The sequence below is a fragment of the Pandoraea eparura genome, assembly GCF_902459725.1.
Lineage (GTDB): Bacteria > Pseudomonadota > Gammaproteobacteria > Burkholderiales > Burkholderiaceae > Pandoraea > Pandoraea eparura.
In genome coordinates this window covers 78327-100922 of sequence record NZ_CABPSH010000005.1, presented here as the reverse complement: position 1 = coordinate 100922, position 22596 = coordinate 78327, and the positions used below count along the sequence as shown (strand labels likewise).

Here is a 22596-nt window from a genome sequence, read left to right as displayed (position 1 = left end):
TGACGTAGCCGACTGGCGCAACGCGGCTTGGCGTAGCTACCGGGCGACGCGGTAGGCGATGCGGAAGCCGCCCCAATGACGTCCGTTCACGTAAATTGGCGCCGAGGCGTCTTTCATCACCATGAACTCGCCGCCGCCCATGTCGCGCCGATAGGTCTGCAGCAACAAGGGTTGCGTGTTGCGCCCAGCGGCTGCGCCGGTGCGGTCGTTGAACAGACGCCGGTTGCGGCAGTTCGCGGCGTTCCATACCGGATCGTTGGTCGGTGATTGCGAGAATTTGCGGTTGTGCGTCGGCAGATAGCCATTCTCGTCGACCGCGGCGCAAAAAGCGATGCGTTCGTTGAGCGCAAGCAGCGGCTCCTGGATGGCCGGCAGCGTCTCGTCGGTAAAGCGCGTAAAGCTGGCCATCAACTGCTGAGGATTCGAGCCGGGAATCGGCTCGTAGCGGCGATCGAACAGCGCCTGCTCGGTGATCTTGCCCTTGGCCAGCGCCGCCTCGAAAGTCTCCCCCACCTGCTTGGCCGCACGGCGCACCGCGCGAATGAATGGCGTGTCCTCCGTCTCGACGCCACTGCCGGCAATCAGGCCGATCAGATGCTCCGAGACGCCGAGCAGACCGTTGATGCGCTCACGCGCGCGCTCGACGTGTTCGGCCGAATGCGCTACCCCGTCGGCCATTTCGTCGACATGCGCGGCGAGCATGGTGCATTCGTTCTCGATGGCTTCGCTCGCCTGCGCGATCTGCCCGGCCTGACGGTCGAACGTATCGAGCGCGGTCCCGGCCGTCTCGATCACACTGGCGATGGCGCTTGTCCCTTCGCGGGCGTCGTTGGCGCGCGCGACGTTGGCGTTGCTCTCGCGCATCAGGCGCTCGGTGCGCTCGCCGAGCGCGGCCAGTGTCTGCTCGATCTGCAGCGTCGCCTCGGCCGTCTTGCTGGCGAGCAGTTTGACCTCGGTGGCGACCACGGCGAAGCTGCGCCCGGCCGCCCCGGCGCGCGCGGCTTCGATGGCGGCGTTGAGCGCGAGCAAATTGGTTTGGCGGGCGATGACCGAAATGCCCTCGGCCACCTTGCCGACGTGGTCGAGCGCGTCGCGCAGCCCCGCGATCTCGCCGGCCATGCCGGAGACGCCCTCCACCAGGCCGTGGATCGAAGCCAGCGAGGCGTCGGCCGTGCTGCGCGACGCCGTGATTTGCGCGCTCGCACGATCGGCCACATCACGCGCCTCGCGCGCGGCGTTGGCGATGCGCTGGTTGCCTTCGCTCGTCTCAGCGGCGGTTTGGCGAAGCGCCTGAAACACTTCAGCCTGACGCTTGATGCGAACAGCGATTTCGTCGACGTTACCGGCGATATCGCACAATTCAACGCCCAGGGTGCCGGCGTTGAGCGCCACCTCGTTCATGATGCTGACGGTTTGCGCCGCTCCCCGGGCGCTCGTGAATAGCCCCATCCTCAGTCTCCTCGCGTCTCTGATCTGCTTGTTATGACGAGGGCGCAACCGTCACCCGACCGGCCGGCAAACACCGGCGCAGACGTTCGCGCCACACGCGGGTGTGTCGAAAAGCATAACGGGAGAAATACCGCCGACTTGAGGGATGCCTCGCTGGCCGCCGCCCCGCCCTTCCGACTTTATAGCGGCACCCTCTCATGCACGGCTTACGCGGGACTTACTGCCTGAGGATTGTCGCGCCGCCAGTCAATCATCCGAATAATGGCTATGATGATCGTTAATCATCACCCTATCCGATGGATTCACCATGACGCCGGACCAATTGCTGACCTTCGCGACCGTGGCCGAACTGGGCAACATCAGCCATGCGGCGCAGGCGCTGCACCTGTCGCAACCCGCCGTCTCCGGTCAATTGCGGTTGTTGCAGGAGTCGTTCGGCGAGCCGTTGTACCGACGCGATGGCCGCGGCATCCGGCTGACCGCCGTTGGCGAGCAGGTTGCCGTGTATGCCAACAAGCTGCGACAGGACTATCGCCAGGCCATCGCCCTGCGCGACGACCTGCGCGGCATGGAAACCGGCGCGTTGCGCATTGGCGCGAGCACGACGCCCGCGAGCTACCTGTTGCCCTACGCGATTGCGGAATTCCATCAACGCTACCCCGAAGTCGCACTGCATATCGTCGACGGCAACACCAGTGAAATCGTGGCGCAGCTCGACCGGCTCGACGTCGCGTTCATCGAAGGCGCGGTGCCACCGGGGCTGTCGCGGGAAATTGCAGTGCGTCCGTGGCGCAACGACGAAGTCGTGGCGATCGCGCGCGCCGACCATCCCCTCGCACAACCGCCGCACGGCGCCTCGCTGCAGGCCATCGCCGAGTACCCGTTGATCCTGCGCGAACCCGGCTCGGGGGTGCGGGCGCTGGTAGCGCGTGCCTTCTCGGTGGCCGGACTCTCGCCACGCGTGGCGCTGGAGTTGGCCGGGGTGGAGAGTATCAAGGAGGCCGTGCGCGCAGGCATGGGCGTGGGCTTCGTGTCTGCGATGTCGATGCGTCACGAAGACGCGGCACTCGCCTCCGTACGCATCGATCCCCCGCATGGCCTCAAACGTCTGTTGACGGCACTCGTGCCGCACGCCGACGCGCTGTCGCGTCCGACCGAGCGCTTTCTCGCCCAGTGCTTCGCCTCGGCGGCGGACGATCCGGCGACGGTGCGGTGACGATGCGCTAACCGCACGGTAGCGGCTCCCTCGACATCCGCATGCCGGCGCATGTGCGAGGGCGACGCAAACGCTGTGCCGGGCGTCGCTCAGAACGGCATGCGCACCAACTCTTCCACCGCACCCACGACCTTGTCGCGCGTGCGCATAAGCAACGAGAACGACAGGTCGGCCTGCGCGCTCGCCAGCATCGCGCCGGTCAGGTCGTCGCTCTGGCCCAGATCGAACGCGCGCATGCGCTCGCCCGCATCGCGCTGGGCCGCGTCCACGCCGCGCAGCATCGTGCCGAAGTCGGGACCGGTCGGCGTACCGGCCAGCGCGGGGTCGGCGTCGCGCGCCCCTGCCACGCGATCCAGTTCGCGCTGTGTCGCCTGCATGCGACGCATTTCAGCCATCAATGACTGTTCCATCGAAACGGGCATTCGTATCTCCATCGTGAGGTTCGACGTGTGCCCCCGCCTTCGGCGCAGGCAGCACTGACAAGACTCCGCACTTTACGCACACCCCGCCCTACCCAGAATGGGGAATCCCCCAAAGCGCGCGCGGTTGAGTCATTCCCCATCAACACGTGGGGAAGACGCCTTTAGGATGCGAACTTCCTTGCGCTCACGAGCGCTGCGAACCGACATCCAATCACATGAACACAATGCACGCGCCTACGCCGCCCGGCGCGATCCGGGCACTCGATCCGTGCCGGCTGGGACAGCCGACGCAGCTTCTCGACCCCCTGACCGAGCGGCTGCGCTCGCGCCTCGATGTCCAATTACCGCAGCACGTTCGTCATCGTCATGCTATGGCGTGGCGTGTCGCCGCCATGTCCGTGAGCGCCAGCGCGCCGAACGTCAACGACGTCATCGTGCAGCGCTTTCATGTCGATGGCCACGGCATCGACGTTGGCATCGACGCGGGCCTGCTGCGCGACGCCTTTCGTCTGCGCTACGACGCGGACGATTTCGTCGGGCCGCCCGCCCTGCACGCCGCGCCGCCCGCGGCGACCTACGAGCGTTTCGTCACGCGTTTCGCGCGGCAAATGCTTGACGCGCTGCGCCTGGCCGTCTCCTCGGAGATGTCACCGGCCACGGCCCATGTCGAGACCCTGGCATCAGCGCCGCGCTTGACACCGCCATCGCTGTGGATCGGCGCGCGCATCGCGGATCGCGCGGGCGACGCGCCGCTGGGCACGGTCACGTTCCGGCTCGCCGCCGAGGACGCCCGCCGCTGGCTCACGATGCTCGGCCCCGACGCCGGCGAACGTGCCGCGCAACACACGCCACCCGCCTGCGACATCGCCACGATTCCCGTGCGTCTGAGCGCGCACTGGCTCGACGTCGACTTGTCGCTCGGTGCGCTGCTCGACGCCCAACCGGGGGACGTCCTGCCGGTGCGGTTCATGCAACGCGCGCTCGTTTGCGTGGACAACGACCCGTTGATGAGCGCCGACATCGTCGAGCGCGATGCGCATCTGTGTCTCACGCACTTCCAAACTCTTGAGTAAGGACTCTGTCACCATCATGTCTACCCACTTCCCTCACGACCCGTCCGGTCAAACGCCCAATGCCGGTGTGTCCGCCGATGCAACGGCGCGCACCGCCGCAGACCTGCGCCTGGATGCCCTCGCCGACGATCTGCCTGCCCTCGGCGCACTCCCCGACCTGTCCGACGATCTGGCCGGTGACTGGCTCGGCGCGTCTGGCGAGGCCAGCGATAGCGCGGCACTCGCCGCCCGTCGCACGAACGCGGCCAGCACTGCCCCGGTACCGCTCGCCATGCGCGAAACGCTGCGCCGTGTACCGGTCAAGCTCACGCTGGAAGTCGGTGCAACCCGCCTCACGCTGGGCGAACTGGCGGCCCTGCGTGCCGACGACGTCCTGAGTCTCGATCGCGCAGCCGGTGCGCCGCTGGCCGTGCTGGTCAACGGTGTGCCGGTGGGCCTGGCGGAAGTCGTCGTCTCGGGCGCGCAATACGGGCTGAAGATCCTCACGCTCGATGCGCTCGAGCTGGACCGGCTGGCCCAATGAAAGCCGCGCTACACCTCCTGCGCCAGCGCCACTCGCGCCCTCGCGGGCCGCGCAGCTTCCCGCTGTGCGCATCGGAGACCTTCGTGCTCGCGATCCTCGCGATCGGCTTCGCGCTGTTCGCCACTGGCGCGCATGCCGACGAAGCGGGCGACCTGATGCGCCTGCGCACGCAGGGCGGCACCACCGACTTCACCGTCAAGACCCAGTTGCTCATCCTGATGACGCTGCTGGGACTGCTGCCGATACTGCTGATGGTGATGACGACGTTCGTGCGTTTCGCCATCATCCTCGCATTGCTGCGTCAGGCGCTGGGCCTGCAACAGGGCCTGCCCTCGCGCGTGCTCACCGGCATGGCATTGCTGCTCAGCCTGCTCGTCATGCGCCCGGTCGGCGAAGCGATCTGGACGCAGGCCGTCGTACCCTACGACGAAAACCGCATCACGCTGACCGAAGCCATTCGTGCCGGCGAAGCCCCGCTCTCGCGCTTCATGCTGGCGCAAACGCGCCAGACGTCGCTCGACCTGATGGCCCGGCTGACCGGCGAGACCGACGTCGCCGAGCCGCAGGCGCACAGTTTCCTGGTCAAGGCGTCAGCGTTCTTGCTGAGCGAACTCAAAACCGCATTTCAAGTCGGGGCGATGCTCTTCGTGCCGTTTCTCGTCATCGATCTGGTGGTGGCCTCGGTGCTCATGGCGATGGGCATGATGATGCTCTCGCCGCTGGTCGTCTCGTTGCCGCTCAAGCTCCTGCTGTTCGTGCTCATCGACGGCTGGACGCTTACGGTCAGCACGCTCGTCACCAGCGTGCAGGCGGTCTGAGGAGAACGCCATGCTCACCAGCGACATCGCCATCGACATGGGCCTGGATGCCCTGCGGCTCGTGATCGTCATCGTGCTCGTGCTCATCGTGCCGAGCCTGGTCACCGGGCTCGTCGTGGCGCTCTTTCAAGCCGCCACGCAGATCAACGAGCAGACGCTGTCGTTCCTGCCGCGCCTGATCGTCACACTGCTTACGCTCGGGCTCGCCGCCCCGTGGCTCGCGGGCACGCTCACCGATTTCGCCGCCGACATCTTCGCTCGCGCGGCCATGCTCGCCGGGTAGCGCGGCGCGCCGCCGACGCCCCGCAGCCGGATCCCCCTCATGCCGTTTCCGCTTCCCCTGGCCGCCTGGCCTGGCCTTGAAGGCTGGCTCGCCCAATGGCCCGCGCAGCTCGTGATGCTGTGGTGGCCGTTCTGCCGCTTTGTCGCCGCACTGAGCATGTTGCCGCTCGTCGGCGAGGGTGTTGTGCCGATGCGCTGGCGCGTGCTGGTGGCGCTCATGCTCAGCCTGTCGTTATGGCCGGTGCTCGCCAAAGGCGGCGTGCCCCCGATCGATCCATTCTCGCTGGCCGGTGTCGTGCTGGCCGCCGAACAAGCCATCATCGGCGCGTGTCTGGGGCTGGCGTTCTTCATCGTGCGCAGCCTGCTCACGCTTGTGGGCTACCTGTGTGCCTCGCAGATGGGACTGGCCATGGCGGCGATGAACGATCCGATGAACGGCGAAGCCAGCGAGCCGGTCTCGCTGCTGATGGTATGCCTCGGCACGTTGCTGTTCTTCGTCGCCGATGCGCACCTCATCGCGGTCGCCATCGTCGGCCGCAGCTTCGAGGTCTGGCCCATCGGCGGCGGACTGCCGCTCGGCGATCTCGCCGGGTTGCTGCGCGCGCTCGGCTGGACGCTGGCAGCCGCCATCACGCTGGCGCTGCCCGTGGTGCTCACGACCTTCGTCGTCCAGTTCGGGCTGGGTCTGCTCAATCGCGCCGCGCCGGCGCTGAACCTGTTTTCCCTGGGCTTTGCCGTGACGACGGTCGTCGGGCTCGTAGTGCTCTCGGCCGTCGTCCCGGCCCTGCCCGCCCATTACCTGGCGCTGACCGAACGCGTGCTCGACACGCTCGGCCCCGTCGCCCGCCCAGCCCGACCGATTTGAGCCCATGACGACCCAAGACACCGGCGACAAGTCCGAAGCCCCCTCGTCCCAGAAGCTGCGCCGCGCGCGTGAGCAGGGCCAGGTGGCGCGCTCGCGCGATACGGCCACGGCGGTCGGCATCATGAGCAGCGTGGCCGTGCTCGCCGTCACCGCGCCCGCGCAGCTCGACCACTTCCGGTCCCTTTATGCCGCGGCATTCGCCGACCTCGCGGGCCTCGGCTTCGACGACGCCTGGACGGCCCTGCTGCCGGCGGCGATGTGGCTGCTGATCAAGCTCCTCGCCCCGCTGGCCGCGATTCCCCTGTGCATTGGCGTGGCGGCCATGCTGCCCGGCGGCTACGTCTTCAGCACCACACTGCTCAAGCCGAAATGGCAGCGCCTCTCGCCCAAGGCCAACCTGGGCCGGCTGGTCTCGATGAAGCACTACGCGCAGGTGGGCACCGCCGTGGCCAAGGTCGTGCTGGTGGCGACGGTGCTGGTCTTTGTCGTGCGTGCGCACTGGGACGCCCTGCTCGCGCTGCAAGCAAGCGCGCCGCGCGAGGCGATCGCCGTGGGCCTCGGATTGTTGTGCGACGCGGTGCTCGTACTCGGCGGCGCGTTCGTGGCGTTTGCCTTGCTCGACCTGCCGTTGCAACGCTTCTTCTTCCTGCGCGAGCAACGCATGACCAAGCAGGAGGTCAAGAACGAGCACAAGCAGACCGAGGGACGCCCCGAAGTCAAACAACGCATTCGACAAATACAGCGCCGGATGGCCGAGCGCAGCCTGCGCCGCAAGGTGCCGTCGGCCGACGTGGTGATCGTCAACCCGACGCACTACGCCATCGCGCTCAAGTACGACACCGAGCGCGCGCAAGCGCCCTATGTCGTGGCGCGCGGTCTCGACGAAATGGCAGGCGTGCTGCGCCAGATCGCCCGCGATCACAAGATCGATGTGGTAAGTGCGCCGCCGCTGGCGCGCGCGCTCTACCACACCAGCCAGGTCAACCAGCAGATTCCCGCCGCGCTTTACGAAGCGGTGGCCGTGATTCTCGCCTACGTCCTGCAACTGCGCGCCTGGCGCACCGGCGAGCGCGCCACCCACCCCGACCGTCCGGACACGCCCGCCGTGCCCGCGGCGCTCTCCGATCCACCCGCTACGCGACTCCGCCCCTGATCCCATGAGCCGACTGATGAACCACCTTCGGCGTCACAAATTTCTGACGCCGCTTCTTGTCTTCGCCATCCTCGCGATGGTGATCCTGCCGCTGCCGCCGCTGCTGCTCGACACACTCTTCACGTTCAACATCGTGCTCTCGATGGTCGTGATCCTGGTGAGCCTGTCGGTGCGGCGTCCGCTCGACTTCTCCGTGTTCCCGACGGTCATTCTCGCCACTACGCTCATGCGTCTGACGTTGAACGTTGCGTCCACGCGCGTGGTGCTGCTCAACGGCAACGAGGGCACCCACGCGGCCGGTAGCGTCATCGAGTCATTCGGCAACGTTGTCATCGGCGGCAATTTCGTCGTGGGTCTGGTGGTGTTCGTGATCCTGATGATCATCAACTTCGTCGTGGTCACCAAGGGCGCCGAGCGCATCTCCGAAGTCTCGGCGCGCTTTACGCTCGACGCGCTGCCCGGCAAGCAGATGGCCATCGACGCCGACCTGAACGCCGGGCTCATCAACCAGGAAGCCGCGCAGACCCGCCGTCGCGAAGTCAGCGCAGAAGCCGACTTCTACGGGGCGATGGACGGCGCTTCGAAATTCGTGCGCGGCGACGCCATTGCGGGCATTCTCATCCTGCTCATCAACCTGATCGGCGGGGTCGCCATCGGCGTGACGATGCACGACATGAGTGCGGGCAACGCCTTCCGCCAATACTCGCTGCTGACCATCGGCGACGGCCTGGTCGCGCAGATCCCCGCGCTGCTGCTCTCGGCCGCGGCGGCGATCATCGTGACGCGGGTGTCCGATGCGGGCGATTTCGAAAAGCAGGTGGGCGACCAGTTGCTGGCCTCGCCGTCGGTGCTCGCGAGTGTGGCCGTCCTGATGTTCGTGCTGGCGCTGATTCCGGGCATGCCGACCGCGCCGTTCCTGGCGTTCGCGGCGGTGATGGGATTTGTCGCGTGGCGCGTCGGTCGGCGGCGCGCGCCCGACACGGCCGACGACACCGGGGCGCTCGAAGCCGCGCTCACCGCCCACGAGCCGCCCGCCCTCACGTGGGAGCAACTGCCGTTCGTCGCGCCGGTGACCGTCAGCCTCGGCTTTCAGATCGTGAGTCTCGCCGACAAGCGCGAAGGCGCGCCGCTCGTGCAACGTCTCTACGGCATGCGGCAGACGCTCTCACAGGCGATGGGCTTCGTCGTGCCGGCGGTCAGGCTCGATACCGGACTCGGGCTCGGGGCGAGTGAATATGCGATTGACGTCGGCGGAGTGCGTGTCGCCAGTGCCTCGCTGCCGCACGACCGCTTGATGGCGATCCCGGCCCCCGATTGTTATGGCGACCTCGACGGCATGCCCGCCATCGATCCGTCGTTCGGCATGCCTGTCGTGTGGATCGAAGCGGATCAGCGCGCCCATGCGCTGGGGCTGGGCTATCAGATAGTCGATCCCGCCGGGGTGATCGCCACACACGTTCAGCAAGCGATGAAGACGCATCTGGCCGACCTGTTCACCTACCAGGACGTCACCTCGCTCGGCGAACGGTTGCGCGAGTTGTCGCCCGCGCTGGCCGACGCGCTGGACAAGGCGCTCACGCATCAACAGCAGTTGGCGGTCATTCGTCAGTTGCTCACTGAGAGCGTGTCGTTGCAGGACATCGATGTGTTGGCGACGGCGCTGGTCGATGCGGCCGTGACGAGCAAGGATCCGCTGGTGCTGGCTGCCGAAGCGCGCAGTGCGCTGGGGCGCAGGCTGGTGCACGGACTGATCGGCGACGCGCCGACGCTGCACGTCTATCAACTCACGACCGATCTGGAGAACCTGCTGCTGGGCGCCTACACCGCCGCGCAGCAGTCGGGCAAAACCACCGCCGATGCCTTTCCGCTAGATCCGCAACTGCTGGAGCAGTTGCAGGCCCATATGCCGCAGGCGCGCGAGAACATGAAGCAAACCGGCCACGCGCCGGTGCTGCTCGTGATGCCGCAGCTCCGGCCGCTGCTGGCGCGCTATGCCCGGATGTTCGCGAGCGGGCTGCACGTGCTCTCGTATAACGAGGTGCCGCAGACAAAGGAGATCGACGTGGCGGGAACGCTGGGATGAAAAATGTCCGCTGCCAAGTGTCGTGTGGGGTCAGGCAGCGGTGCGAGAGTGCTTATGTAGCGACAGGTTAGGCCGGCGTTCGGCGGCCGCGCGATTGTGTGGCGCTTTGCGTCAGGTGCCACCTAGGTGATTCGGCGTGGAACGCCAGGGAGCCCAGTATTCTCCAGCTCGCCGAACAGCCAGTCGTGAAAACTGCGCACCTTCGGCAGTTCCGCGCGGGATTTGAGCACATTCAGCGTATAGCCCCGCACAGTCAGCCCCGTCAGGCCAAGCGGAGCGACCAGTTGGCCGGTTTCGAGCTCGCGTTGCGCGAGCAGCAGGCTGTCGAGACAAACACCCAAACCGTCGACGGCGGCGCTGATCGACATGAAGGAGCGATCGAAACGTGGCCCGCGCGTGACGTCGAGCGCCACTTTGCGATGCTGGCGCATCCAGTCGCGCCAGCCCACCAGACAGCCCTCGCTGTGAATCAGCGGGTGATGCTGCAAGTCAGCCGCCCGGGTGATCGGATGCTCGCCATAGGCAAGTTCTGGCGAACAAAGCGGTGCGACGGTCTCGGGCGGCAGCTCGAAGACCATCGCACCGGGCGGCTGCAACTTGCGGGCGCCATAACGGATATCGACGTCGATTTCCTCCGACAGCAGATCGACCGCGCCTGCCGACGCGTTCAGGCGCACATCGATGTCCGGGTGCAGCGCACTAAAGCGCGCCAGGCGTCGCATCAGCCATTGCGTGGCGAAGCTCGGCGTGCAATGGATCGTGAGGATGTCGCTCTTGGCGGCGCGCCCCAGCTCCCGGGTCGCGTGATCGATGCGCGCGAATGCCGCCGCCACCTCCTCGGCGTATCGCCGGCCGAGGTCGGTCAGGACGACCGCACGATGCACGCGATGGAACAGCCTGACACTCAACTGTTCTTCCAGAAGCTTGATCTGATGACTGATCGCCGAGGGCGTCACGAACAATTCCTCCGCAGCAAGCGCGAAGGACGACAGCCGCGCGGCGGCCTCGAAAGCCTGAACTGATTTGAGCGTGACGTGATTGTGCATCGCAACGAATACGTGAATTGAATTCAACGATAAGCCCATATTAATTCGTTTGAGCCCGCGCATTCAACTCTTTAAGCTTATTTCACTGGCTGCGAAGGCAAGCGTCTTGCCCAAGCCCAGGTTCTTGCGAGGCGGCGGTTGCACGCCCGCATCCAGCAAACCCATCCGGTCGAGCCTGAGCGCGACGGCCGGGACAAGGAGAACATGGTGACTACGAGCGACCCCGGGTTGCATGCCCGTCTCGCGGAGTGTGCCTACCGTATCCGGCGCAACGCGATACGCATGGGCGAGGTGCAGGGTCAGGGCTACATTGCCCAGGCTCTCGATATCGCCGACGTCCTCGCGGTCGCTTACGGCCACGCGTTGCGCTTGCGGGCGGACGACCCCGAATGGGATGGCCGAGACCGCTTTTTGCTGTCCAACGGACACTACGCGATCGCCTTGTATGCGGCATTGATCGAGGCCGGCATCCTCCCCGAGGAAGAACTGGAAACGTATGGTAGCGACGACAGCCGCTTGCCGATGTCGGGCATGGCCAGTTATACGCCGGGCATGGAAATGTCCGGTGGCTCGCTTGGCCAGGGCCTGACCATTGCGGTGGGACGTTGCCTAGGCCTCAAGCGGCGCGGCTCGGACGCCTTTGTCTACACGTTGTTCTCGGACGGCGAGCTCGATGAGGGCGCGGTGTGGGAGGGCATCATGTCGGCCAGCCACTGGAAGCTCGACAACCTTATCGGCATCGTCGACGTGAATAACCAGCAGGCCGACGGACCGTCGACGCAGGTCATGGCCTTTGAGCCGCTGGTCGACAAGCTGCAGGCGTTCGGCTGGTTCGTGCAACGCATCGACGGCAACGATCTGGCCGCCGTGATCGCCGCCTTCGACGCGGCTCGCGCGCACCGCGGCGCATGCCCGCGCATGATCGTGTGCGACACCAAAATGGGCAGCGGCGTGCCGTTCCTCGAAGCCCGCGAGAAGAACCACTTCATTCGGGTCGAGGCGCACGAATGGCAACTCGCGCTGCAAGCGCTCGACGCCGGGAGACAAGCATGAGCACCGCCGCAAGCAAGCCGCGCCTGAAAACCTCGGCGATGATCGCCTCCATCGCGGGCGATGGCCAGGCCACGCGCGCCGCCCCGTTCGGCAACGCCCTGGTGGCGCTGGCGCGCGAACGCGCCGACGTCGTCGGCATGACCGCCGATCTCGGCAAATACACCGACCTGCACCTCTTCGCGCAAGCCTTTCCGGAACGCTATTACCAGATGGGCATGGCCGAACAATTGCTGATGGGCGCGGCCGCCGGCCTGGCCCACGAGGGTGCGTTACCGTTCGTCACCACCTATGCGGTATTTGCCGCGCGCCGCGCCTACGACTTCATTCATCAGGCGATCGCCGAAGATAATCTGAACGTCAAGATCGTCTGTGCGCTGCCGGGTTTGACCACCGGCTACGGGCCGAGCCACCAGGCCGCCGAGGATCTGGCGCTGTTTCGCGCCATGCCCAACCTGACGGTGATCGATCCGTGCGACGCGGTGGAGATCGAGCAAATGGTGCCCGCCATGGCAGCCCATCACGGCCCGATCTACGCGCGCTTGCTGCGCGGCAACGTGCCGGCCGTGCTCGACGAATACGACTATCGCTTCGAGCTCGGCAAGGCCAAGCTGCTGCGCGACGGCGCCGACGTGCTGATCATTTCGTCGGGGATCATGACGATGCGCGCGCTCGAAGTCGCCAAGACGCTGGCGCCCGAGCGCATCGACGTGGGCGTCTTGCACGTGCCTACCATCAAGCCGCTCGATACCGCCGCGATTCTGCGCGAGGCGCGCCGCAGCGGCCGTCTGGTGGTGGTCGCCGAGAACCACACCGTGATCGGCGGGCTCGGCGAGGCGGTTGCCGGCGTGCTGCTCTCCCATGGCGTGACACCGGCGTTCCGCCAGATCGGCCTGCCCGATGCATTTCTCGATGCCGGTGCGCTGCCGACCCTGCACGATCGCTACGGCATTTCCACGCAAACCATGGCCGATACCGTGAAAACCTGGCTGCGCTGACGCGCTCGCCACCCCTTACGAAAGCCCGTCAAGCGATCTACCTTAGGAAGACAAAATGAGCGAGACAAAACTTCTGGACGGCAAGGTTGCCGTCATTTCCGGCGCAGCGTCGCCGCGCGGCATCGGCATCGCCACCGCGCGCATGTTTGCCCGGCACGGCGCGCGTGTGGCCATCCTCGACCTCGATCAGGCGGCCGCCGCCGAGGCTGCGGCGAGCCTTGGCGCAGGGCATCGCGGTTATGCCTGCGACGTGACCAACAAGCAAGCGTGCGTGGCCTCGGTCGAGCAGGTCGTTGGCGATTTCAGCAAGATCGACGTGTTGGTCAACAACGCCGGCATCACCCAGCCGGTCAAGCTGCTCGACATCGACGCGGCGAGTTGGGACAAGATTCTCGACGTGAATCTGCGCGGGGTGCTGTATCTGTCGCAAGCCGTCATTCCTCAGATGAAAAAGCAGCACAGCGGCTCGATCGCGTGCATGTCGTCGGTGTCGGCGCAGCGCGGCGGCGGCATCCTGGGCGGCCCGCATTACTCCGCCGCCAAGGCCGGCGTGCTGGGCCTGGCCAAGGCGATGGCACGCGAATTCGGCGTTGACGGCATTCGCGTGAATTGCGTCACACCGGGTCTGATTCACACCGACATCAATGCCGGAAAGATCAGCGACGAAAAGCAGGTCGAAATCCTGGCGGGAATTCCGCTCAACCGCATCGGCGTGCCCGACGACGTGGCCGGCGCCTTCACGTTCCTCGCTTCCGATCTTTCGTCCTACATCACCGGCGCGGTGATCGACGTCAACGGCGGCATGCTGATTCACGGTTAAGCAGGCATCACCCCGGCGCGCTGCGGCGCGCCGGCGCGGCTCAAGCAAGCGTTAAAACTACAACAGCGGTACACGCCATCACCGGAGGAGCACATTATGAGCACGGATTCCAACACGAAAACCCGCATCAACCGCCGTACCTTTCTGAAAGCCGGTGCAGCACTGTCGGTGGCCGCGCCGTTGGTGAGCGTCTCCGGCAGGGCGTTTTCGGCGCCGCAGTTCTCTTACAAGCTGGCCACCGGCCAGGACCCGAGCCATCCGGTGAACGTGCGCGCCAAACAGGCCGCCGAGCGCATTCTCAAGGCCACCGGCGGGCGTCTTGAGATTCGCGTGTTTCCGAGCAATCAGCTCGGCTCCGACACCGATTTGCTGTCGCAGATTCGCAATGGCGGGGTCGAATTCATCAATATGGCCGCCTCGGTGCTCTCCACGCTCGTGCCGGCCGCCGGCATCGCCAACACCGGCTTCGCTTTCCCCGACTACGATCACGTCTGGAAAGCCATGGACGGCGATCTGGGCAAATACATGCAGGCGCAAATCGGCAAGGCCGGCATGCTCGCGATGTCGCGTCCGTGGGACAACGGATTCCGTCAGATCACCTCGTCGACCAAGCCGATCCGCACGCCGGACGATCTGCACGGCTTCAAGATTCGCGTGCCGGTCGCGCCGATGCTGATCTCGCTGTTCCAGTCGCTCAAGGCCGGACCCACGCCGATCAACTTCAATGAACTGTATTCGGCGCTGCAGACCCGTCTGGTCGACGGTCAGGAAAATCCGCTGCCAATCATCTCCACCGCGAAACTCTATGAAGTCCAGAAGTACGTCAGCATGACCAGCCACGTCTGGGACGCCTATTGGATTCTCGGCAACCCGGCGGCATTCAAGCGTCTGCCGAGTGACGTGCAGGCCATCGTGCTCACGGAGTTCGATCGCGCGGCCACCGAAGAGCGGGCCGACATCGCCGCCCTGAACTCGACGCTGAGCCAGAGCCTGGCAAGCAAGGGGCTGCAGATTGTCGACGCCGACAAGCAGGCGTTCCGCGCGCAGTTGAGCAAGACCAGCTTCTATCACGACTGGCGCGACAAGTTCGGCGCGCAGGGTTGGGATCTGCTGCAGCAAACCACCGGGGCACTGGCATGACAAGCGCGCTCTCGATCGACGAGCACCCCCTGCCTGCCTGGCAGGGGCGCTGCGACAGCGCGCTCGGCTGGCTGATCGAGATCCCCTCGGCCATCGCGGTACTGGCCGAGGTCGTGATCCTGCTGATCGGCATCGTCGCGCGCTTCGTCTTCAACCACCCGTTGGTATGGAGTGACGAGATCGCGTCCATCCTGTTCCTGTGGCTGGCGATGCTGGGCTCGGCCGTCGCCCTGCGGCGCGGGCACCACATGCGCATGACGGTGCTGGCCGCGCGGCTACCCGGCCGATGGAAGGCGTTTGCCGAGGTGCTGGCGATAGGTGCACCCTGCCTTTTCCTGGTCATCATGCTCGGCCCGTCGATCGATTACGCATCGAATCAGTGGATCGTGCAGACACCTGTACTGGGCCTGCACGACACCGTGCGCGCAGCGGCGGTGCCGGTGGGCGCCGCGCTGATGCTGGCGATCTGCGCGGTGCGGCTGATGCGGCACCGGGCGCGCGAGTTGCTGCTCGGATTCGGCGCGCTGGCGCTTATCGCGCTCGCGCTGTATGGCGGACGCGATCTGCTGGCGACCATGGGCAACTGGAATTTGGTGATTTTCTTTGGCCTGTTGCTCGGCGGAGGCGTGCTGGTCGGGTTGCCGATCGCGTTTTGCTTCGGGCTGTGCACGGTGGCTTGCCTGCTCACCACCACCACGACGCCGCTGGCGGTCATCACCGGGCAGATGAACGAGGGCATGAGCTCGTTGGTGCTGCTGGCCGTGCCGCTGTTCATCCTGCTCGGCCAGCTCATTGAAATGACCCATATGGCCGAGGCGATGGTGGCCTTTCTCGCTTCGCTGCTGGGGCACGTCAAGGGCGGATTGTCCTACGTATTGATCGGTGCGATGCTGCTGGTCTCCGGCATTTCGGGCGCCAAGACAGCCGATATGGCGGCAGTGGCGCCGGTACTGTTTCCGGAAATGAAACGGCGCGGCATTCCCGAGGGCGAGCTGGTGTCGCTGCTGGCCGCGTGCGGCGCGATGGCCGAGACGATTCCGCCGTCGCTCGTATTGATCATCATCGGTTCAGTCACCGGCGTGTCGATCGCGGCATTGTTCAAGGGCGGGCTGCTGCCGGGCTTGGTGCTGGCGCTGGCGTTGGCGGTGATCGCTCGGCGGCGCACGGGGGACGCGGCGGCCGAAGTGCCGAGGGCGAGCCTCAAAACCGTGTTGCGCACGCTGGTCGTGGCGCTGCCGGCGCTCGTCTTGCCGGTGCTGATCCGTTATGCGGTCGCCGAGGGGGTGGCCACGGCTACCGAAGTGTCCACCATCGGCATTGCCTATACGGTGGTGATCGGGCTGCTGGTGTATCGACAGTTCGACTGGCGGCGCATCTATCCGATGCTGGTCGAAACCGCATCGCTGTCCGGCGCGATTTTGCTGATCATCGGCGCGGCCACCGCGATGGCGTGGGCCTTGACCCAGGCGAGCTTTTCGCAGGCGCTGGCTGATGCCATGGCGCGCATGCCGGGCGGCGCGTATGGGTTCCTGTTCATCTCGGTGATCGCCTTTGTCGTTCTTGGCAGCGTGCTCGAAGGCATTCCGGCGATGGTGCTGTTCGGCTCGCTGCTGTTCCCGATCGCACGCCAGGCCGGCATCAACGAAGTGCATTACGCCATCACCGTCATCCTCGCCATGGGTATCGGCCTGTTCACGCCGCCCTTCGGCCTGGGCTACTACGCGGCCTGCACCATCGGCCGGGTCGACCCCAACGCCGGATTGCGCCGCATCTGGCCGTATCTCGGCGCGCTTGCCGCGGGCCTTGCGGTGGTCGTGGCCGTGCCGTGGATTTCCACCGGGTTCCTCTGAACCCGCGGGTGCGGCGCGCACGGGCGTTGCCGCACACCAACACTCCGTGACTTAATGCTTGATTGACGCGGCCCTGCCAAGGGCCGCGCGAAGGATGCTTTCGACATGTCGCACACCGATGCCAAGGCGCTGGCCAACGCAATACGCTTTTTGTCCATCGATGCCATTCTGCAAGCCGGCGAGGGGCATCAGGGCGTGCCGCTGGGCATGGCCGAGATCGCCACGGCGCTGTTTACGCGCCATCTCAAATTCAATCCTGCCGACCCGACCTGGGCCGATCGCGATCGCTTCGTGCTCTCCAACGGACACGGCTCGATGCTGCTTTACTCACTGCTTTACCTGAGCGGCTACGCGCGCATCGGGCTCGATCAAATCCAATCGTTCCGGGAGCTCGGCTCGCATTGCGCCGGCCATCCCGAATACGACCCCGGCGCCGGTATCGAAGTCACCACCGGGCCGCTCGGGCAGGGCATTGCCAATGCGCTGGGCATGGCGATCGCCGAGGCCTACCTGGCGGCCCGCTTTGGCCGCGGCATTGTCGACCACTACACCTACGCGTTTGTCGGCGACGGCTGTCTGCAGGAGGGCATCGGCCAGGAGATGATCTCGCTGGCCGGGCACCTGCGCCTGGGCAAGCTGATTCTGTGCTGGGACGACAACCGCATCACCGACGACGGCAGCACCGAACTGTCGATCAGCGAAGATGTCGCGGCGCGCTTTCGCGTGGCCGGCTGGCATGTTCAGGAAGTCGACGGTCACGATCTCGAAGCAGTGTCGGCTGCACTGGAAATCGCGCGTCAGGACCCGCGCCCCTCGCTGCTGGCATGCCGCACCGTGATCGCCCAAGGCATCACGCGCCTGCAGGGCCAGCGCGGCGGCCACAGCGGTCGCCTGTTCGCCGCCGACGCCCAGCAGATGCGCGATGCGCTCGACTGGCCGCACGCGCCGTTCGAGGTGCCGGGTCCGGTGCTCGACGCATGGCGTGCCGCCGGGCGCCGCAGCCAGGCCGAATACGGTGCCTGGCACGAACGTGTGGCCGCGTTGGCGCCGGCCGAGCGCGCCGAGTTCGAGCGCGTACAGGCCGGCGCGCTGCCCGAGGGCTGGCGCGAGGTGCTTGAAGACTATCGCCAGCGTGCGATGCAAAGCGACGAGGCGCCTGCGGGCATCATGATCTCGGCCGATATCAGCGACTTGCTCACGCCGCATCTGCCGGAGCGCATGGTCGGTTGCGCCGATCTGGAGGCGCCGACCGGACACAAGCGGCAATTGCGGGCCTTCACGCCCGGCGAGCGGGCCGGCGCCTATGTCCATTGCGGCGTGCGCGAGCATTTGATGGGCGCGATGGCCAACGGCATGGCCGCGCACGGCGGCGTGATCGCGCTGGCCGTGACCTATCTGGCGTTCTCCGACTATGAGCGACCGGCGATGCGCATGGCCGCGCTAATGGGCTTGCCCGTCAAATTCGTCTTCAGTCACGACTCGATCGGCGTGGGCAGGAACGGCCCGACCCATCAACCGGTCGAGATCCTGGCGTCGTTGCGAGCGATGCCGAACATGCAGGTGATGCGCCCGGCCGATGCGGTCGAGGCCGCCGAGTGCTGGATGCTCGCGCTCGAACACCGCACGGGCCCCTGCACGCTGGTGTTCGCCCGCCAGGCGCTGCCACGGGTGCGCGCCAAACACGTCGAGGAGAATCTGTCGCGCCGCGGCGCGTACGTGCTGGCCGAAGCCGAAGGCGGCGCGCGGCAAGTCACCTTGCTGGCCACCGGCTCGGAAGTCGCCGTGGCGCTGGCCGCCCGCACGCGTTTGCAGGGCGACGGCGTGCCGACCGCCGTAGTCTCGATGCCGTGCTGGTCGCTGTTCGAGGCGCAGGACGCCGACTACCGCGCTGCCGTGCTCGGGCCCGGCACCGTGCGCGTCGGCGTCGAGGCGGCGGTACGCCTCGGCTGGGACCGCTATCTCGGCGAGCGCGGCGCCTTCGTCGGCATGACCGGCTTTGGCGCCTCCGGGCCCGCCGAGGCGCTTTACGAACACTTCGGCATCACCGCCGAGCAGGTCGCATCGCAGGCAATGCGGCTCCTTTGAATCACGCCGCACCGTCACACCTCTCGACCATGCATAGAATCGTTTTTCTCGACCGCGCGACGCTCGCGCCGCAGATTCGCCTGCGCCGCCCGGGGTTCGCGCACGAATGGATCGAATACGACCGGACGCAGCCGCATGAAGTCGCTGCGCGTCTGGCCGGTGCGACCATCGTCATCACCAACAAGGTCGCACTGCGCGAGGCAGTGCTGCAAGAAGCATCGGAGCTGAGACTCGTCGCGGTCGCGGCCACCGGCACCGACTGTGTCGACAAAGCCGCGTGCCGTGCCAGCGGGATCGTCGTGAGCAACATCCGCGGCTATGCGGTGGACACCGTGCCCGAGCACACCTTCGCGCTCATCCTCGCGCTGCGCCGCAATCTCGTCGCGTATCGCGACGACGTGCTGGGGGGGGCCTGGCAACGCGCCGGACAGTTCTGTTTCTTCGATCATCCCATTCACGACCTGCGCGGCGCGCGCCTGGGCATCATCGGCGCGGGCGGGCTCGGCCAACGTGTTGCGGAGATTGGCAGGGCCTTCGGCATGGTGCCGCTGTTCGCCGCGCACAAGGGAAAAAGCGGACTCGGATCGCTCTACACGCCCTGGGAGGAAATGCTGGCCACCAGCGATATCATCACGCTGCATTGTCCGCTCACGCCGCAAACCCAAGGGCTGCTGGCGCTGCCCGAATTTCGCGCGATGCAACGCCGGCCGTTGATCATCAACACGGCCCGCGGCGGGCTCGTCGACGAAGCCGACCTGGTGACCGCGCTCGACGAAGGATGGGTGAGCGGCGCCGGTTTCGACGTAGCCGCCGGCGGCGAGCCGCCCCCCGCTGACAGCCCGCTCATGCGCGCCGCGCATCGGCCCAACGTGATCGTCACGCCGCACGTCGCCTGGGCATCTGACGAAGCGCAGCAGGCGCTGGCCGATCAACTGATCGTCAATGTCGAGGCGTTCGTGGGTGGGGCGAGGGTCAATGAGGTGTGAAGGTTGGGACGCCATCGCGTTCTTGATAGCCTCAGGGCACATTGACGCGGCCGCGATGGCGTCATGGTGAGATGAAAAAAGCCAACGGTGCAATACCGTTGGCTTTCCTGTCCCGACTTGCCGGCCGGCAAACTTCACCGGCCGGTACGGTGCGCTGAGTGCGATTAACGCAGCAGCATCTGGATCATGCTCGGCATTTCGCCGGCCTTTTGCAGCATTTGCAGGTTCACGTTCATCTGCGTTTGCAGCTTGGTCAGCTCCGACACCGACTCGGCAAAGTCCACTTCGTTCAGACGCGAGTTGGCTTCACGCGTGTTTTGCAGCAGCGTCGATTGCACTTCCTCGCGACCGTCCAGATCCATCATGGCGGCGCCGATGCTGGCTTGCACGGTGGCCAGTTGGCCGATGGCGGTTTCGAGGTTGGTGATGGCGTTCGACGCGGAGGACGCGTCAAGCAGTTGCGTCGACGGCGAATTGAAACGCGCGTTCAGCACTTCGTCAAACGCGTTGAAGAGCTTCGCTTGCTCACCCAGGTCGAGCGCGTTGCCCGCCGTGGCTGCCAGCCCATTGAGCGGTGCGGTGAGGGCCGTGCGCAAGGCATCGAAATCGGCGCGAGTGCCGGCCGCAAGACCTTCGATCATCGTCGTCAGACCGGCCTCCCAGGTCACGTTGCCCGTGGCGTTCTGCACCTTGCTCAAGATCGCGCTGATGCCGGGCTTCGCCGAAAGATCCTGGATCAGTTGTGCCGCGGCATCAGCATCCGAACCGGCGCCCAAGGCGTCCTTCAACGAGGTATTGGACGGGTACGACGGGTTCGTTTGCGCGCCGAAATTGGCCGTCGCACTGCCAACGCTGGCGAACAGGCTTTGCAGATCGCCGCTGATGTCCATGACCTTCGTTTCGGCCGCGCCCGCGCCGACTTGCAGGTCGATCTTGCCCGCCGCGAGAATCCCCGTCGCAACGCTGCCGAACTCAAACTTCAGCAGGTTCTTGCCGGCGAACGTGGTGTTCTCGAAGATCGCCTGCAGCGCCTGGGCATTGTTGGTGTATTGCTGTTGGAGCGCGCTTTTCTCGGCGTCGCCCTTCAGGCCGTCCTTGGCTTGCGTGGCCAGATCCTTCATGGTCACGAGCAGTTCGTTGGCCTTGTCCAGTGCGCCTTGGGCGACGCGGGTGCTCGACTGGGCGTACTTCATGTTGCTGATCGCCGACTTGGTGCCGCTGGCGTGCATGTTGAGCATGGCCGAAATGCGGGCTGCCGCCGGATCGTTCTTGTACAGGTCGTTCTTGGTGCCGGTGGACAGGTCGCGCATGATGGCGTTCAGCTTGCCGCCGGTGCTGCGTTGCGAATTCAGCGACGACATTTGCGCCACGTTGGTATGCAGAGTCAACATTGCTAGGGCTCCTTGTGCTGGTGAGCAATCTGGCAGACCGGATGGCCTGCCTCACCGTGATAAGGCGTCCCGTCACAACATTTGTTAATGCCTTCCGGCGATGATTTTTCCCATCTCGTGAGCGTCGCGCCTGCGTTCGCGCACAGCACCCGCCGCGCTTAGCTGTCGGCCAGCAACGCCCGAACGTTGGCACGGCTGACCGGCACGCCGCCCGGCATCGCGAGCGTCAGCGCCACGAACGGCGGTTGCTTGCCGAGCCTTGTCGCCCATGCATTTGCCGAGGCGATCGCCGTGGCGTAAGCGCTGTCGTTGGCCGCAGCGTGTCCGGCACTGCCCGCCGCGCGACCGACGGCCTGTGCCGACGCGCGCGCCGTGTTTCGCGCCAATGTGTGGGCCTCTCGAATGGCGTGCACCATCGAGGCGAGCGCGCGCCGCGTCTGGGCAACGGCGTCCGCTCCATCGACGCGCCATGACTGGGGCGCGATGGCATCCGGCGCCTCGCGAAGCGTTGCGCGTCGCGCGACGCCATCGGCACCTCCAGCCATTGCTTGCTGTGACGCGGACGATGCCGTTTGCGCGATGGCGAAGCGTGACGCCAGCGACGGCCAAGCCGCGCCGGGCGCGCTCATCACCCAACTGCGTTCCGGCGGGGGCGGCTCCAGCGTGATGCCGTAAGCGGCGAGCGCGCGCGCCGTGCGACGACGCAATCCCGCCTGCGACACCGCGTTCGCCACGTCGATCTCGACACCCGCCCGGTACGGTCCGGCGGGAAAGAGCGTGATCTGCCCGGTCGCCGACGCACGCCACTGCGCGGGGGCAACGCCCTCGACGGTGAACCGTTTCGGCGTGCGTCCCTGTGCATCGAAATGCAGCCGGTCGTCGACCGTCCCGAGGCTAGCGCGCTCGCGGGCGTCCCATTGGACGACCAGGGCATCCAGGGTACGGCGTGCCTGCGACTGCGATGCCGGATCGCCGTCGCGCCAGCGCGACAGCGACGCCAACGCCGTGCTCGCCGACGCGTGAAGCGTCGCCAGCCATTGCGCGCCCGCGTTTGCCCGGCTCGCTACGGCATGCGTCGAAATCAGCTCGGCGACTTGCGCGACACGCTGCCGGTCGACGGGCGCCGCGCACGGCGACGCCAGCCACGCCGACGCGCCCGCGCGCATCGCGCCGGTCACGCCCAGTGTGGCGGTCGCCGAACGCGCCTCCGTCAACGCTCGCGTCGAGGCGCCGGTTTGCGCGACGTCGCCGGTACGGGGATTCGCGCGGGCCGCGCCCCCGGGAATCTCTCGAATCACGTCAACCATGAGTCCTGTCCTGTTCGTTCAGACGATGCGGGCACATGA

Annotated in this window: 20 protein-coding genes; 15 read left to right on the top strand and 5 right to left on the bottom strand. The window is 66.2% G+C overall.

Annotated elements, in window-relative coordinates; genetic code table 11:
- Nucleotides 1-36: 36 nt before the first annotated feature.
- Complete coding sequence (locus tag PEP31012_RS13095) at nucleotides 37-1449, bottom strand: methyl-accepting chemotaxis protein (RefSeq protein ID WP_150589773.1); 1413 nt, start codon at nucleotides 1447-1449, stop codon at nucleotides 37-39.
- Between the two features lie 307 nt (nucleotides 1450-1756).
- On the opposite strand from PEP31012_RS13095, the gene PEP31012_RS13090 reads away from it, so the two are divergent.
- Nucleotides 1757-2665: a LysR family transcriptional regulator gene (locus tag PEP31012_RS13090; protein ID WP_150589772.1), complete on the top strand. Its 909-nt coding sequence runs from the start codon at nucleotides 1757-1759 to the stop codon at nucleotides 2663-2665.
- An 89-nt stretch (nucleotides 2666-2754) separates the two neighbouring features.
- Here PEP31012_RS13090 and fliE read toward each other — a convergent pair whose 3' ends face one another.
- A complete protein-coding gene (fliE, locus tag PEP31012_RS13085; RefSeq protein WP_246171277.1) occupies nucleotides 2755-3087 on the bottom strand; it encodes a flagellar hook-basal body complex protein FliE in 333 nt (110 codons plus the stop codon).
- A 215-nt stretch (nucleotides 3088-3302) separates the two neighbouring features.
- Here fliE and PEP31012_RS13080 point away from each other — a divergent pair, with 215 nt between their 5' ends.
- The 7 genes from PEP31012_RS13080 to PEP31012_RS13050 are packed head-to-tail and all read left to right on the top strand — an operon-like array spanning nucleotide 3303 to nucleotide 9884.
- The gene (locus tag PEP31012_RS13080; RefSeq protein ID WP_150589771.1) at nucleotides 3303-4160 is read left to right on the top strand and encodes a FliM/FliN family flagellar motor switch protein; all 858 of its coding nucleotides are present in this window, start codon (nucleotides 3303-3305) and stop codon (nucleotides 4158-4160) included.
- Nucleotides 4161-4176: 16 nt separating this feature from the next.
- A complete protein-coding gene (locus PEP31012_RS13075; protein WP_174978231.1) occupies nucleotides 4177-4683 on the top strand; it encodes a FliM/FliN family flagellar motor switch protein in 507 nt (168 codons plus the stop codon).
- On the top strand, nucleotides 4680-5501 hold the full coding sequence (locus PEP31012_RS13070) for a flagellar type III secretion system pore protein FliP (RefSeq protein ID WP_150589769.1): 822 nt from the start codon (nucleotides 4680-4682) through the stop codon (nucleotides 5499-5501). Before PEP31012_RS13075 ends, PEP31012_RS13070 begins: the two co-directional genes overlap by 4 nt.
- Nucleotides 5502-5511: 10 nt before the next feature.
- The gene (gene fliQ / locus PEP31012_RS13065; RefSeq protein WP_150589768.1) at nucleotides 5512-5784 is read left to right on the top strand and encodes a flagellar biosynthesis protein FliQ; all 273 of its coding nucleotides are present in this window, start codon (nucleotides 5512-5514) and stop codon (nucleotides 5782-5784) included.
- 39 nt (nucleotides 5785-5823) lie between these two features.
- On the top strand, nucleotides 5824-6648 hold the full coding sequence (locus PEP31012_RS13060) for a flagellar biosynthetic protein FliR (protein ID WP_246171276.1): 825 nt from the start codon (nucleotides 5824-5826) through the stop codon (nucleotides 6646-6648).
- 4 nt (nucleotides 6649-6652) lie between these two features.
- Entirely contained in the window at nucleotides 6653-7801 is a 1149-nt protein-coding gene (locus tag PEP31012_RS13055) for an EscU/YscU/HrcU family type III secretion system export apparatus switch protein (protein ID WP_150589767.1), read from the top strand.
- A gap of 16 nt (nucleotides 7802-7817) precedes the next feature.
- Nucleotides 7818-9884, top strand: a complete 2067-nt coding sequence (locus PEP31012_RS13050; protein WP_246171275.1) for a flagellar biosynthesis protein FlhA — start codon at nucleotides 7818-7820, stop codon at nucleotides 9882-9884.
- 122 nt (nucleotides 9885-10006) lie between these two features.
- On the opposite strand, the gene gcvA is transcribed toward PEP31012_RS13050, so the two are convergent.
- Nucleotides 10007-10930 carry a transcriptional regulator GcvA gene (gene gcvA / locus PEP31012_RS13045; protein WP_150589765.1) on the bottom strand — a complete coding sequence of 308 codons (924 nt, stop codon included), beginning with the start codon at nucleotides 10928-10930 and terminating at the stop codon, nucleotides 10007-10009.
- Nucleotides 10931-11134: 204 nt separating this feature from the next.
- Between gcvA and PEP31012_RS13040 the strand changes: the two genes are divergently transcribed.
- From PEP31012_RS13040 to PEP31012_RS13010, 7 genes are all read left to right on the top strand, one after another.
- On the top strand, nucleotides 11135-11983 hold the full coding sequence (locus PEP31012_RS13040; protein WP_150589764.1) for a transketolase: 849 nt from the start codon (nucleotides 11135-11137) through the stop codon (nucleotides 11981-11983).
- The gene (locus PEP31012_RS13035; RefSeq protein WP_150589763.1) at nucleotides 11980-12978 is read left to right on the top strand and encodes a transketolase family protein; all 999 of its coding nucleotides are present in this window, start codon (nucleotides 11980-11982) and stop codon (nucleotides 12976-12978) included. Before PEP31012_RS13040 ends, PEP31012_RS13035 begins: the two co-directional genes overlap by 4 nt.
- Before the next feature lie 55 nt (nucleotides 12979-13033).
- Complete coding sequence (locus PEP31012_RS13030) at nucleotides 13034-13798, top strand: SDR family NAD(P)-dependent oxidoreductase (protein ID WP_150589762.1); 765 nt, start codon at nucleotides 13034-13036, stop codon at nucleotides 13796-13798.
- 96 nt (nucleotides 13799-13894) lie between these two features.
- Entirely contained in the window at nucleotides 13895-14938 is a 1044-nt protein-coding gene (locus PEP31012_RS13025) for a TRAP transporter substrate-binding protein (protein ID WP_150589761.1), read from the top strand.
- Nucleotides 14935-16788, top strand: coding sequence for a TRAP transporter large permease (locus PEP31012_RS13020; RefSeq protein WP_150589760.1), 1854 nt, complete (start codon nucleotides 14935-14937; stop codon nucleotides 16786-16788). The genes PEP31012_RS13025 and PEP31012_RS13020 overlap by 4 nt, the downstream gene beginning before the upstream one ends.
- 105 nt (nucleotides 16789-16893) lie before the next feature.
- On the top strand, nucleotides 16894-18873 hold the full coding sequence (gene tkt, locus PEP31012_RS13015; protein ID WP_150589759.1) for a transketolase: 1980 nt from the start codon (nucleotides 16894-16896) through the stop codon (nucleotides 18871-18873).
- Between the two features lie 29 nt (nucleotides 18874-18902).
- A complete protein-coding gene (locus PEP31012_RS13010) occupies nucleotides 18903-19859 on the top strand; it encodes a D-2-hydroxyacid dehydrogenase (protein ID WP_150589758.1) in 957 nt (318 codons plus the stop codon).
- A gap of 164 nt (nucleotides 19860-20023) precedes the next feature.
- On the opposite strand, the gene PEP31012_RS13005 is transcribed toward PEP31012_RS13010, so the two are convergent.
- Together PEP31012_RS13005 and PEP31012_RS13000 are read right to left on the bottom strand one after the other, a co-directional pair.
- On the bottom strand, nucleotides 20024-21250 hold the full coding sequence (locus tag PEP31012_RS13005; protein WP_150589757.1) for a flagellin N-terminal helical domain-containing protein: 1227 nt from the start codon (nucleotides 21248-21250) through the stop codon (nucleotides 20024-20026).
- A 158-nt stretch (nucleotides 21251-21408) separates the two neighbouring features.
- Nucleotides 21409-22557, bottom strand: coding sequence for a hypothetical protein (locus PEP31012_RS13000; protein ID WP_150589756.1), 1149 nt, complete (start codon nucleotides 22555-22557; stop codon nucleotides 21409-21411).
- Nucleotides 22558-22596 lie beyond the last annotated feature (39 nt).